Source organism: Pseudoxanthomonas sp. G3 (assembly GCF_057654715.1).
Map to the genome: position 1 here is coordinate 279,686 of NZ_CM172805.1, position 13,286 is coordinate 292,971.

Below are 13,286 nucleotides of genomic sequence, written 5' to 3' on the forward strand. Positions count from 1 at the left end.
AACCTGCCTGTGGGAGCGACGTGAATCGCGATGGACGACGAGGAGATCCGTTCGCGACTCACGTCGCTCCCACAACAGACCCACGGCAGCCGCGCGGGCTTACGCCGCCGCCGGCCGCGACTTGCCCTTGATCGGCACGACCTTGGTGGCCGCTTCTGCGCGGCGCTTCAGGGCGCGGTCGATGCGGGCGAAGACTTCGCGCATCGTCGCCGCTTCCGGCAGCAGGGTGACGCGGAAGTGGTGGCGGTAGGGCACGTTGAAGCTCGAGCCCGGCACGACCAGCACGCCTTCGGTTTCCATCAGTTCCAGTGCGAACGCGTGATCGTCGAAGCCCTTGGCCGCGTCGCCGACCACGGCCGGGAACGCGTACAGCGCGCCGGCGGGATTCACCAGTTCCAGATGCGGGCTGGCCTCGCAGGCCTCGATCACCGCACGACGGGTTTCGTACAGGCGGCCGCCCGGCGCGCACAGCGCGCTGATCGTATCCGGACCATTGACTGCCGCCTCGATGGCGTACTGGCCCGGCACGTTCGCGCACAGGCGCAGCGCGCTCAGCAGGTCCATCGCATGCAGGAAATCGCGCACCACGTCGCCGTGGCCGGACACCACGCCCCAGCCCACGCGCCAGCCGCAGGCGCGGTGCACCTTGCTGAGGCCGCTGAAGGTGATGCACGGCACGTCGCCGGCGAGCGGGGCGACCGGCACGAAGCTCGCGCCGTCGTACAGCACCTGGTCGTAGATCTCGTCGACCATCAGCAGCAGGCGGTGCTTCGCCGCGATGGCGACGATGCGCTCCAGAAGCTCGCGCGAGTAAGTCGCGCCGGTAGGGTTATTCGGGTTGATCAGCACGATGGCGCGGGTGCGCGAGCTGATCAGCTGCTCGATCTCCTTGGGATCGGGCTGGAAGTCGTTCTCTGGATCGCAGCGGTAATACACCGGGCGCCCGTCATTGAGGATGGTGGCCGCCGACCACAGCGGGTAGTCGGGCGAGGGCACCAGCACTTCATCGCCGGGATTGAGCAGTGCCCGCAGCGACAGATCGATCAGTTCCGACACGCCGTTGCCGACGAACACGCGATCCGCGTGCGCATCCGGCGCGCCGCGCTGGGCGTACGCGGCGGCGATGGCCTCGCGCGCGGCCGGCAGGCCTTGCTGGTGCGTATACGGATCGGTGCGGCCCATGTCGTCGGCGATCGCGCGCTGCAGGTGCTCGGGCGCGCGGAAGCCGAAGGCGCCCGGGTTGCCGATGTTGAGCTTGATCAGCTTCTGCCCCTGCGCTTCCAGCTCCCGGGCTCGCCGTGCCAGTTCGCCCCGGATTTCGTAGCGGACTTCGGACAGGCGTTCGCGCGTGGCGAGCGGTTTGACGGGCGGGGTGGACATGGCGGCTACCGCACAGGGGCAAAATGAGGAAGGGGGGCCAGCTTAACGGATATTTAGCCCGCCCGGCCCCGCGGCCTTCATGGCCCGTCTAGAATGCGCGCCATGCCCGAACCCCCCCTCTCCCGCGTGTCCGACGTCACCCTTCTGCGGTCCATCGGCTGGCCGTACGCGGGGGAACCGGAGGACACCGCGTGGCGGGACGCCATGGCCGCGCACCCGACCGCCAGCCCGGCGCGGGTGATCGAGCAGCACCGCTCCGGGTATGTGGTCGCCAATGCGCCCGGCGAGGGCGTGAAGGCCGAATCGCTGCCGGAATGGCAGCGCCCGCGGTTTCCCGCCCATGAGCGGCCCGCCGTCGGCGACTGGGTGCTGCTGGAAGATGCCGCATCGAAGCGCCCGCGCATCGTCGCGCTACTGCCCCGCCACACCGGCATCAAGCGCGGTGCTGCGGGCGAGCATTACCACCAGCAAGTGATCGCGGCGAACGTCGATACGGTGTTCATCGTCTGCGGCCTGGATGCGGACTTCAATCCGCGCCGGATCGAGCGCTACCTGCTGCTGGTCGGGGGCGGTGGCGCGCAACCGGTGGTGGTGCTGACCAAGGCCGACCGCACCAAGTACGCCGACGACGCAGTCGAGGTGCTGGCGGATCTCACCGCACAAGGCGTGCCGGTCTTCACCGTCAACGCGAAGGACGCCGCCAGCGTCGCGCAACTCGCGCCGTGGCTCGAACCGGGCCACACCGTCGTGCTGGTCGGTTCGTCCGGTGCCGGCAAGTCCACGCTGACCAACACGCTGCTCGGCGACGAGCGCATGAAGACCGGCGAAGTACGCGAGAGCGATTCGCGCGGGCGCCACACCACCACCTTCCGCGCGCTGATTCCACTGCCTGCGGGGGCGTGTCTGATCGACACGCCGGGCATGCGCGAACTCAAGCCGACCGGCGAAGAAGATCTGGCCGACGGCGGTTTCGCCGACATCGAAGCGCTGGCCGAGCAGTGCAAGTTCCGCGACTGCTCGCATGACCGCGAGCCCGGCTGCGCGGTGCGCGCGGCGATCGAGCGCGGGGAACTGGACGAAGGCCGTTTCCTGAATTACCTCAAGCTGCGCGACGAAGTCGCCGCCGCCGCCGACAAGCTCGCCTCGCGCCTGGCTGACAAGGCCAACGCCAAAGTGCAGAACAAGGCCTTGAACAAGCGCCTGGCCGACAAGTACGGCAAGCGCTAGGTCCTCCGCGCGTCGCGCGAAGGACCTCCCACGCTTCGCTTCGCAAAGCGCGGGCCCCAGCCCACGCTGCCGATCCCCCATTCGCGCCGCAGGCGCGAATCGCCCCCTTACCAAGGGGGCTGCGTCATGAAGGCGCAAATACCTTTTTGAGTCCGATGGTGTCCTGCTTCAATCCCACAAATTGATGAACCCGGTGATGATCAGCGCATTGGTGAAGTCGATGAAGAACGCGCCCACCAGCGGGGCGACGAGAAACGCGCGTGGCGCCATGCCGTAGCGTTCGACCAGCGTGCGCATCACCGCCATCGCGTTCGCCGTGGTGCCGAGCATGAAGCCGATGAAGCCGCCGCCCATCACCGCGGCGTCGTAATCGCGCCCCATCACCCGGAACACCACGCCGCAGAACAGCGCGACCAGCACGACCTGAAGGGCCAGGTTCACCATCAGGGGGGCCGCGAGCCCGGCCAGTTCCCACAGCTTGAGGTTCATCAGCGCCACCGCCAGGAACAGCGCCAAGCACACGTTGCCGATGAGGTCGGTGGTCGCCACAGGCAGGCGCAGCCAACCGGTGCGGTCGTCGATCCAGCGGATCAGGGCGCCGACCATCATCGCGCCGACATACGCGGGCAGCGTCAGTCCTGCGGCGCTCAAGCCGGCGCTGACGCCGGCACCGATCCACATCGCCACCAGGATGACGACGACGCTCTTCAGCGCATCGGTTTCGCGCGTGGCGAAGTCGGGCGTATCGCGTGCGCCGGTGGGCTCGGCGGCGGATTCGTCGGGCGCGCCCAGCTTCACGCCGCCATACAGCTTGTGGCGACGGATCAGCACGGTGCTCACCGGGCCCCCCAGCAGGCCGCCGCAGATGATGCCGGCCATCGCCGAGGCGACCGCAATGGATTCGGCACCCGTCACGCCGGCCTGTTCGAACAAAGGGGCGAAGGCCAGGCCGGTGGCGGGCCCGCCGGTCAGGGTCGTGGAGCCGGCCAGCACGCCGAACAGCGGATGCAGGCCGAAGCCCATCGCCACGGCCATGCCCAGCAGGTTCTGCACCACCGCGAAGCCGGTGGCCAGCAGCAGGAAGATCACCACTTGCCGTCCGCTGATGCGCAGCAACGACACGCTGGCGTTGACGCCGATGGTGGTGAAGAAGGCGATCATCAGCGGCGCCTGCAGGCTGGTGTCCAGCGAGAACAGGGTGACCTCGTGGTTGCGTGCGATCAGCACGGCCAGGGCCACGGCCAGTCCACCGATCACCGGCGCGGGCAGGTTGTAGCGGGACAGTACGGGAATGAAGCGGCAGAGGGCGTAACCGAGGAAAAGCGCGAGGCCGGCGAACGCCAGCGTCTGTACCGCGTCGAGTTCCAACATGCTGCCCCCGCAACCGATGGAAGAATGCCGAGCATAGTGCAGGCGCGGCCACTTGTGACGTAGCGCCGGCGGGCTGGGCTAAAGTGGCCGCCGGGAGGGCACCATGCAGGCCGACATCGTCCATCACGCCGCGCTCGACGCGCGCCTGGTCAAGGCCGTGCGCGGCATCAAGCTGCTCAGCCTGGCCAGTTGGCCCGCCGACGCGCAGGCTCCCTTCCTCGCCGGCGTGGCGCGCGGGCAACCGGTGCTGCCGGTGATCGAGTACCCACGGCTGGACTTCGGCGATGCACGCCGCGAGTTGGCGGCCGTGTCGGCGGCGGCCGATGCCTCGCACCCGTTGGGCCACTATCTGCGCGAATCCGCGCGCAGCTGGGACATCGCCGCGCAACTGCTGGAATCGCTCGGCTCCCCGCAGGTCACGGCGCACTCCATTGCCCTGTTCGGCACGCCCGAGGAATGTCTCCCGGGCGAGGGCCCCACCACGCGCGACGCCGCGCGCCACTTCATCACCATCGCCAACGACCTGGACCACGAGCTGCTGGCGCCGGAAGAACAGATCCCGGTCTCCGCCACGGCACTGCAGCTGCAGTTGCAGGCGGACCTCGATGATTTCTTCGATGGCCGGGTCATCACCGTCGAACTCGATCCCACGCTGATCGCGAAGGCGGCCGCGGGCGCCACCCGCATCCGCCTGCGCCACGGCGCGGCCTTCAGCGACTACGACCGCCGCCAGCTGTTGCAGCACGAGGCGCTGGTGCACTCGCTCACCGCCTTGAACGGCCGCGAGCAGGTCCACCTGCCCAGCCTGGCGCTGTCGTCGCCGCGCGTGACCGCCACTCAGGAGGGCCTGGCGACGTTCGCCGAGCAGATCACCGGCAGCATCGACATCGAGCGGATGAAACGCATCAGCCTGCGCATCGAGGCGGTGGCGATGGCCTTGGCCGGCGCGGATTTCGTCGAGGTCTACCGCTACTTCGCCGAGGCCGGACAGAATCCGGCCGAGAGTTTCTCTTCCGCGCAGCGCGTATTCCGCGGCGTGCCCACGACCGGCGGCGCGGCGTTCACCAAGGACACCGTATACCTGCGCGGCCTGGTCGGCGTGCACACGTTCTTCCGCCATTCGCTGCAGCAGGACCGTCTGCGCCTGTGTAGGCGGCTGTTCGCCGGCAAGATGACGCTGGAGGACGTGGCGGGCTTCGAGCCCTTGTTCGAATCCGGCGTGCTGGCGCCGCCGCGGTGGCTGCCGCGTTGGGTAAGCCGGGCCAGCGGACTGGCCGGCATGTTGGCGTTCTCGCTGTTCGCCAACCGCATCCGCCTGGATCGCCTGTCGGCGGACTAGCCACAAAGTGCTAACCGCCGTGTCCGCATCGGATGGCACACTGGAGGCATGAGTACGCCCGCCATCCTCGTCGCCGACGATCACCCGTTGTTCCGCAATGCGGTGATCCATGCGCTGCGCGGCGCGTTGCCGGACGCTACCGTGACCGAAGCGGCTGGCGCCGCCGCGCTGGGCCAGGCATTGGACCAGCGCCCGGATACCGACCTGGTGCTGCTGGACCTGACGATGCCCGGCGCGCACGGGTTCTCGGCGCTGCTGCACGTGCGCGGCGAGCACCCGGAAGTGCCGGTGGTGGTGATCTCTTCGAACGAGCACCCGCGCGTGATCCGGCGCGCACAGCAGTTCGGCGCGGCCGGCTTCATTCCCAAGTCTTCGCCGGCCGAGGCCATCGGCGAAGCCGTGGCGGTGGTGCTGGACGGCGGCACGTGGTTCCCGCCGCTGACCGCCGAGCGTTCCGAAGAAGACGCCACGCTGGCGGCGCGGCTGGCCCAGCTGACGCCGCAGCAGTTCCGCGTGCTGCTGTGCCTGGCCGACGGGCTGCTCAACAAGCAGATCGCGCATGCGCTGGGCCTGGCCGAGAACACGGTGAAGGTGCACGTCACCGCGATCCTGAAGAAGCTCGAATGCCATAGCCGCACGCAGGCGGCGGTGCTGGTGAAGTCGCTGGAGCCGGAAGGCCCACCGGCCGACTGACGCGGCGCGCTCAGCGCGTGCGCCGCACGTGCAGCTGGGTCATCAGCGCGCGCAAGGCCGCCGGCTTCACCGGCTTGGCGAGGAAACCCCAGCCGTAGGCTTGCGCCCGCGCGCGCAGCGCGTCGTCGCGCTCGGCGGTGACCAGGATCACCGGTGGCGTGGCAGCCCAGCGTTCGCACAGGGTGGCGTACAGCGTCGGCCCGTCGGTGTCGCCCAGCCGCACGTCGAGCAGCAGCAGGTCCGGCGCCTGGCCCCGCGTGGCCGCGGCCAAGGCATCGGTCGGGCCAGCGGCCAGCGGTACTTCGCATTCCCATCGACGCAGCAGGGCGCGCGTGGCCTCGCACACGCGCGGATCGTCGTCGATGCACCACACGCGGCGGCCGCGCAGCGGCGAACCGTCGTCCGGTTCGCTGGCGACCACGACGGGCTCGGTGGACATAGCGTCGGCCGAGCCGCGTGGTACTTCCACCCAGAACACGCTGCCGCGTCCCAGGCGCGAGTGCAGGCCGATGCGGTGGCCGAGCAGGCGGCCGATGCGCTCCACGATGGCCAGGCCCAGGCCGGCGCCGCGGTCGTTGGCCACGCCGTCGTCGAGGCGGCGGAATTCCTCGAAGATCTCCGCCTGCAGGCTTTCAGGAATGCCCGGGCCCTGGTCGTGCACTTCGATGCGCAGGCCACCGGCGATGCGCCGCACGCCCAGCAGCACGCGCCCGCGCGGCGTGTAGCGGATCGCGTTGGAGAGGAAGTTCTGCAGGATGCGCCGCAGCAGCGCTTCGTCGCTGCGCACGACCACGCGCGTCGGCAGGCTGTCCAGCACCAGTCCGCGCTCCGCCGCGACGAGGCCGAACTCGCGCGTCAGCGTTTCAAGCAGCGGCGCCAGCGCGAAATCACGCACGCGCGTGGGCAGCGCCCCGGATTCCAGGCGGGCGATGTCCAGCAGGCTGTTGAGGATGGCGTCCTGCGCGATCAGGGCGTTGTCCACGTGGTCGGCGATGCGGCGGGCATCGTCGTCGGGCAGCCGACCGCGAAGTGCCGAGACGAACATGCGCGCCGCGTTGAGTGGCTGCAGCAGGTCGTGCACCGCGGAGGCGACGAAGCGCGTCTTGTAGCGATTGGCGCTTTCCGCCGCCTGGGTGGCGTCGGCCAGGGCGCGCGTGCGCTCTTCCACGCGGTGCTCCAGCGCGTCGGCCAGCGAGCGAAGTTCGCGCGCCGCGTTCTTGTAGGTGGTGATGTCGGCGTAGCTGGTGACGAAGCCACCGTCCGGCAGCGGGTTCCCGCGGATTTCCAGCACCACGCCGTCGTCCTTCTCGCTCTCGCGCATGTGCGGCTTGCCGCTGCGAAGATGCTCGAGGCGCCGCTGGATCGCCTCCTCGACGGGGCCCGGGCCCAGCAGGCCGCGGCGGGCGTTGTAGCGGAATACGTCCTCGATCGGACGCCCGACCTGGATCAGGTCGGGCGGGAAACGGAACAGGTCCAGGTAGCGCGAATTCCACGCCACCAACCGCAAGTCGGCATCGATGATGACCACGCCCTGCGGCAGGTGCTCCAGGCTGCGGCTGAGGCCGGCATCGGCCGAGCGCGCGGCCTCGACGATACCGTCCTGCGCGGTACGCAATTCCTGCGCGTGCTGTTGGAGCACGGCTTCCAGTTCGGCGCGGCTGCGCTGGCGCAGCACGGCGAGGCGCCGGCGTTGCTGCATGAACAGCGCGAGGAACGACAACGCCAGCCAACCGCCGCCGGCCGCGATGGCGGCGGTGCGCGCGGCGGCCACGGTGGCCGACGCGTCGTGCAGCAGGTGCAGGTGCCAGCCTTCCTCGGGCAGCGCCATCGATTGCCACAGCACCGGCTCGGTCAGCGGCGGGTCCAGCAGGCGCACACGGCGTGCGTCGCCGGTAGCCGACGGCAGCGCCTGCACGCGCAACGGGGAAAGCGATTGGCGGGCGTACTGTCGGGTCGCCGCGAGTTCGCGCCGGTCGCTGTCGGTGAGCGTGCGCAGCGTGCGGTAGCGCCACGCGTCGCGGCTGGCGAGGAAGATCACGTCATGCGCGTCGCTGACCAGGACGATGTCCGGCGTCTGCAGCCACTCCTGTTCCAGCGCATCGAGTTCGATCTTGATCACGACCAGGCCCGCGACTTGCCCGTCCTGCCCCTCGATCGCCTGCGACAGGAAGTAGCCCGGCTCGCCGGTGGTCAGGCCGATGCCGTAGAACTGGCCGCGGCCGTCGCGCAATGCCTGCTGCACGTAGGGACGGAAGCTGTAGTCCTCGCCGACGTTGCTGGTCGGTTCGCGCCAGTTGCTGGCGGCGATGGCGATGCCATGGCGGTCGATCAAGGTCAGCGTGGACGAGCGGGTGACGCTGTTGGCGTCTTCCAACCGTTGGTTCAGCGCATTGCGGCGTGCATCGTCGACCGGCGAGACCAGCGCCTGGCGCAGCTCCGGGTCCTGCGCCAGCACCTGCGGCAGCGTGCGGTAGCGGTCGATGCGTTGCTGCAGCGCCTGCGAATGCAGGTCCAGCTGGCGCTGCAGCTGCACGGTTTCGTCGCGCAGCGCGCGTGCGCCGGCCCAGCGGTAGGCCATCACGATCGCTAATGCTGCGCCGCCCAGAGTGAGCAGCACGACAAGCAGGGTCTGGCGGTGGCGGCGGGCGCGCAGCATGGCGGCCAGTCTAAGCGGAGGCCGCCGCCGGGGCGGGGCTAGTACCAATAGGTTATCGGTGCCACGGCGATGCGGGGGTACAACATGCCGGCCGCCGATCCGGGCGGCGCCGTCGTCCGTCCCGGAGTTCCCATGCACCTGGCTGAAGCCCCCGCCCTGCCGCCGCCGAAGCAGCCGCTGTACAAGCAGCTGTACTTCCAGGTGATCGTGGCCATCGTGCTGGGCGCGGTGCTGGGGCACTACGCGCCGGCGCTGGCCGAATCGATGAAGCCGCTGGGCGACGCCTTCATCAAGCTGGTGAAGATGATCATCGCGCCGGTGATCTTCCTGACCATCGTCACCGGCATCGCCGGCATGACCCAGCTGCGCACCGTCGGCCGCGTGTTCGCCAAGGCGATGGTGTACTTCCTGTTCTTCTCCACGCTGGCGCTCGTCGTCGGCATGGTGGTGGCGCACGTGGTGCAGCCGGGCGCCGGCATGAACATCAATCCGGCCGACCTGGACCAGTCGGCGGTCAACGACTACGTGCAGAAATCGCACGAACTGACCCTGGTCGGGTTCCTGCTCGACATCATCCCGAAGACGCTGGTCAGCCCGTTCGTGGGCGACAACATCCTGCAGGTGCTGTTCGTCGCCGTGCTGTTCGGGCTGTCACTGGCGCTGGTCGGCGAGAAGGGTCGGCCGGTGCTGAACCTGCTGGAAGCGCTGACCGCGCCGGTGTTCCGCCTGGTCCACCTGCTGATGCGCGCGGCGCCGATCGGCGCGTTCGGTGCCATCGCCTTCACCATCGGCAAGTACGGCGTGGGCATGCTGGTGAACCTGGCATGGCTGGTGGGCTCGTTCTACCTGACCTCGCTGCTGTTCGTGATCGTCATCCTCGGGCTGGTGTCGTGGTGGTGCGGGTTCTCGATCTTCCGCCTGATCCGCTACCTCAAGGCCGAACTGCTGCTGGTGCTGGGCACGTCCTCGTCCGAATCCGCGCTGCCATCGCTGATGGAGAAGATGGAGCGCGCCGGTGCGTCCAAGTCCGTCGTCGGCCTGGTGGTGCCCACCGGCTATTCGTTCAACCTGGACGGCACCAACATCTACATGACACTGGCCGCGCTGTTCATCGCCCAGGCCACCAACACCGAGCTGAGCCTGGGTCACCAGATCATGCTGCTGCTGGTGGCGATGCTGAGCTCGAAGGGCGCCGCGGGCGTCACCGGTGCCGGCTTCATCACGCTGGCCGCCACGCTCGCGGTGGTGCCGGAGGTGCCCGTCGCCGGCATGGCGCTGATCCTGGGCATCGACCGCTTCATGAGCGAGTGCCGCTCGCTGACCAATTTCACCGGCAACGCGGTGGCCACGCTGGTGGTCGCGCGCTGGGAGAACGCGCTCGACCGCGACGCGCTGGCGCGCGCGCTGGGCGCGCCATCCGCACCGATCGCCGCCGCGCCCGATCCGGCCGCGGGCCCGGGCGACCCGACACGACTCACGGCCGACTGACGCCGGCCACACCACGTCTTCAGAGGAGGGACTGAACGATGCATACCCACCGACGCGCCGCCCCATTGCGGAGCGCTCTTACCCTGGCCTTGCTGGCCGTGATCCACGCCGCTGCAGCCCAGGACGCATCGGCCCCGGCCGACCCGGCGCCGCAGGCCGAAGCCGCGCCCGCCGACGACGCCAAGACCCTGGACAAAGTGGTCGTGGTGGGCTCGCACATCCAGGGCGCATCCACCACCGATGCGCTGCCGGTGCTGGTGGTCGGCGCGGAGCAGATCGATGCCGCCGGCGCGATTTCCGGCGACGAACTGATGCGCACCATCCCGCAGATGGGCGACGTGCTGTTCGATGCGTCCAACAATCCGCAGACCAGCAACGCCGCGCGCGGCGACGTCAATTCGGTGAACCTGCGCTCGCTCGGCGTCGGCAACACGCTGGTGCTGCTCAACGGCCGCCGCCTGGTGCAACATCCGACCAGCCAGGGCACGTCCGACACCGGCACGGTGCCGGTGCAGAGCTTCAACTCGAATGCCATCCCGGTCTCCGGCCTGGACCGCATGGAGATCCTGCTCGACGGCGCGGCCGCCATCTACGGCGCGGATGCCGTGGCCGGCGTGGTCAACACCGTGCTGCAGACCGATTTCGACGGCGTCAGCGCCAGCGCGCGCTACGGCACCGCCGAAGGCACCGGCATGAACGAGTTCGAGACGAATGTCTTCGCCGGCAAGAACTTCGATCGCGGCAATGTCTCGGTGTTCCTGAACTACACCGACCGCTCCGAACTGATGGCGGCGGACCAGGACTACACGTCCACCGACGACCTGCGCGCGCTGTTCGCCGACTATCCGGACTTCGCAGGCCTGGCCGCACTGGATGGCCGCTCCTCGCATACGCCGTGGGCGCGCCTGACCGTGGGTCCGCGCGCGGTGATCCGCTCCAACGGTGTCGCGGTGACGAACACCGCCGGGGCGTTCCGCGTGCAGCCGTCGAGCTTCGGCTGCGGCGTCAGCCTGGGCAACGACCTGTGCCTGGCCAGCGGCAACCACAACTTCAACACCACCCACCGCGAGATGCGCTACGACACGCGCTACGGCACCACGGTGCGCCCGTCGGTGGAGCGCTTCAACGCCTACCTCACCGGTCACTACGCGCTCGACAACGGCGTGGAAGCGTTCGGCGAAGTGGGCTACTACCAGGCCGTCAGCGAAGCGCTGCAGCCGCCGGTGGTGAACCTCAACAGCCTGTGGATCCCGGCGAGCAACTACTGGAATCCGTTCGGCGCGACCACGCTGCCCGACGGCTCGCCGAACCCGAACCGCCTGCCGGGCCTGACCAACGTGCCCGCCGCCGGCCTGCCGGTGCAGATGAGCAATTACCGCTACGTCGATGCCGGTTTCCAGCGGGTGCGCGTGGAGAACTACCAGGCGCGCTTCCTGGCCGGTTTGCGCGGCGAGTGGAACGGCTGGAACTGGGAGACCGCGTTGCTCTACTCCGAGGCCGAAGCCGAGGACCGTTCGCCCAACATCAACATGACCGCGCTGCAGCAGCAGTTGGCGCTGGCCACGCCGGATGCGTACAACCCGTTCAGCGGCGGCTGCGTGGCCACGCCGACGCACAGCGACTGCTCGCCCAGTTCGCAGGCGGCGATCGACGCGATCGTGTTCGACCTGGTCCGCAAATCGCGCACCACGCTGACCGTGGCCGACTTCAAGATGAGCCGCGCGGACCTGTTCGCCCTGCCGGCGGGCGACGTGGGCATCGCCTTCGGCGCCGAAGCGCGTCGTGAGACGCAGGAAGACGACCGCGACGCCAACCTCGACGGCACCTACACCTTCACCGACATGGTCACCGGCGCCACCAACCCCAGCAACGTCGCTGCGGTGAGCCCGAACCCCGACACGCGCGGCTCGCGCAATGTCGGCTCGGCGTACGTGGAGTTCGCGGTGCCGCTGGTGTCGGCCGACATGGACATCCCGCTGGTGCACCGCCTGGACATGCAGCTGGCCGGCCGTTACGAGCACTACTCCGACTTCGGCTCGGTCGCCAAGCCCAAGGTCGCATTGGCCTGGGATGTGGTGGAAGGCGTGCGCCTGCGCGGCTCGTACTCCGAAGGCTTCCGCGCCCCCAACCTGGAGCAGACCAACGCGACCCAGTACGCGCGCCTGGCCAGCGGCGTGGACCACGTCCGCTGCGAGGCCGACCTGCGTGCCGGGCGCATCGCGTCCTTCAGCGAGTGCGGCCAGAACATCGCCGGTGCATCGCTGCTGGTGGCGGGCAACCCGGACCTCGAGCCGGAGGAGAGCACCAACACCTCGTACGGCGTGGTGTTCCAGCCGGCCTTCATCCCGGAGCGCTTCGGCAATTTCACCTTCACCGTCGACCGCTGGAAGATCAAGCAGGAGCAGATCGTCGGCCTGCTGGGCGCGCAGACCGCGCTGACGCTGGACTACCTCAACCGGGTGGAAGGCGGCAGCAATCCACTGGTCGTGCGCGCCGATCCCACGCAGGACGATATCGATTTCTTCGCCGGCACCGGCATCGATCCGGTCGGCCAGGTCATCGCGATCAACGACCGCTTCATCAACCTGCAGCCGCAGACGGCCGGCGGCCTGGACTTCGGCATGGACTGGTCGCTGCGGCGCACGCGCTTCGGCTCGTTCTCGGTCAATCTCAGTGCGACGCGCCTGCTGGAGTTCACGCGTGATCCGGGCGACATCGTCAATGCGCTGTACGCCGCGCGCGCCGCCGGCACCATCGATCCGCTGACGCCGCTGCCGGATCCCAGCCAGCTGATCGGCCAGAACGGCCGTCCGGAGTGGCGCGCGAGCGGTTCGCTCACCTGGAACAAGGGGCCGTGGCGCGTCGGCTACTCGGCGCAATACATGAGCTCGTTCGAACAGCCGCAGCTGCTCGGCGTGTCGGGTGACCCGTGGGTGGTGGAAGATCGCCTGTTCCACAACCTGTACGGGCAGTACCGTTTCCCGGATGGCACGGCCCTGCGTCTCGGCGTGCGCGACCTGACCGACGAAGGTCCGGCGCTGGCCGAAGGCGGCTACCGCGGTTCGCTGCACAATCCGTGGGGTCGCTACTTCTACGTCAACATCAGTCGGTCGTTCTGAGGAGGATCCACGC

At 69.1% G+C, this 13,286-nt stretch carries 8 protein-coding genes; 5 read left to right on the forward strand and 3 right to left on the reverse strand.

Going from position 1 to position 13,286, the window contains the following annotated elements:
- Positions 1 to 99: 99 nt before the first annotated feature.
- Complete coding sequence (locus AC23D6_RS01335) at positions 100 to 1,380, reverse strand: pyridoxal phosphate-dependent aminotransferase (protein ID WP_487751058.1); 1,281 nt, start codon at positions 1,378 to 1,380, stop codon at positions 100 to 102.
- Positions 1,381 to 1,482: 102 nt separating this feature from the next.
- On the opposite strand from AC23D6_RS01335, the gene rsgA reads away from it, so the two are divergent.
- Positions 1,483 to 2,607, forward strand: a complete 1,125-nt coding sequence (rsgA, locus tag AC23D6_RS01340; RefSeq protein WP_487751059.1) for a ribosome small subunit-dependent GTPase A — start codon at positions 1,483 to 1,485, stop codon at positions 2,605 to 2,607.
- A 168-nt stretch (positions 2,608 to 2,775) separates the two neighbouring features.
- On the opposite strand, the gene gltS is transcribed toward rsgA, so the two are convergent.
- Positions 2,776 to 3,978 carry a sodium/glutamate symporter gene (gltS, locus tag AC23D6_RS01345; protein WP_487751060.1) on the reverse strand — a complete coding sequence of 401 codons (1,203 nt, stop codon included), beginning with the start codon at positions 3,976 to 3,978 and terminating at the stop codon, positions 2,776 to 2,778.
- Positions 3,979 to 4,081: 103 nt separating this feature from the next.
- Between gltS and AC23D6_RS01350 the strand changes: the two genes are divergently transcribed.
- Positions 4,082 to 5,317, forward strand: coding sequence for a flavohemoglobin expression-modulating QEGLA motif protein (locus AC23D6_RS01350; RefSeq protein WP_487751061.1), 1,236 nt, complete (start codon positions 4,082 to 4,084; stop codon positions 5,315 to 5,317).
- A gap of 48 nt (positions 5,318 to 5,365) precedes the next feature.
- Positions 5,366 to 6,010: a LuxR C-terminal-related transcriptional regulator gene (locus AC23D6_RS01355; protein ID WP_487751062.1), complete on the forward strand. Its 645-nt coding sequence runs from the start codon at positions 5,366 to 5,368 to the stop codon at positions 6,008 to 6,010.
- Between the two features lie 10 nt (positions 6,011 to 6,020).
- Here AC23D6_RS01355 and AC23D6_RS01360 read toward each other — a convergent pair whose 3' ends face one another.
- Complete coding sequence (locus AC23D6_RS01360; protein WP_487752545.1) at positions 6,021 to 8,663, reverse strand: hybrid sensor histidine kinase/response regulator; 2,643 nt, start codon at positions 8,661 to 8,663, stop codon at positions 6,021 to 6,023.
- Positions 8,664 to 8,798: 135 nt separating this feature from the next.
- Between AC23D6_RS01360 and AC23D6_RS01365 the strand changes: the two genes are divergently transcribed.
- Positions 8,799 to 10,154 carry a dicarboxylate/amino acid:cation symporter gene (locus AC23D6_RS01365; RefSeq protein ID WP_487751063.1) on the forward strand — a complete coding sequence of 452 codons (1,356 nt, stop codon included), beginning with the start codon at positions 8,799 to 8,801 and terminating at the stop codon, positions 10,152 to 10,154.
- A gap of 38 nt (positions 10,155 to 10,192) precedes the next feature.
- Positions 10,193 to 13,273 (forward strand): TonB-dependent receptor domain-containing protein, encoded by a 3,081-nt coding sequence (locus tag AC23D6_RS01370; RefSeq protein WP_487751064.1) that lies wholly within the window; start codon positions 10,193 to 10,195, stop codon positions 13,271 to 13,273.
- Positions 13,274 to 13,286 lie beyond the last annotated feature (13 nt).

Coding starts and splice junctions, on each gene's coding strand:
- AC23D6_RS01350 (WP_487751061.1), top strand. CDS start 4,082: ATGCAGGCCGACATCGTCCATCACGCCGCGCTCGACGCGCGCCTGGTC.
- rsgA (WP_487751059.1), top strand. CDS start 1,483: ATGCCCGAACCCCCCCTCTCCCGCGTGTCCGACGTCACCCTTCTGCGG.
- AC23D6_RS01355 (WP_487751062.1), top strand. CDS start 5,366: ATGAGTACGCCCGCCATCCTCGTCGCCGACGATCACCCGTTGTTCCGC.
- AC23D6_RS01335 (WP_487751058.1), bottom strand. CDS start 1,380: ATGTCCACCCCGCCCGTCAAACCGCTCGCCACGCGCGAACGCCTGTCC.
- gltS (WP_487751060.1), bottom strand. CDS start 3,978: ATGTTGGAACTCGACGCGGTACAGACGCTGGCGTTCGCCGGCCTCGCG.
- AC23D6_RS01370 (WP_487751064.1), top strand. CDS start 10,193: ATGCATACCCACCGACGCGCCGCCCCATTGCGGAGCGCTCTTACCCTG.
- AC23D6_RS01365 (WP_487751063.1), top strand. CDS start 8,799: ATGCACCTGGCTGAAGCCCCCGCCCTGCCGCCGCCGAAGCAGCCGCTG.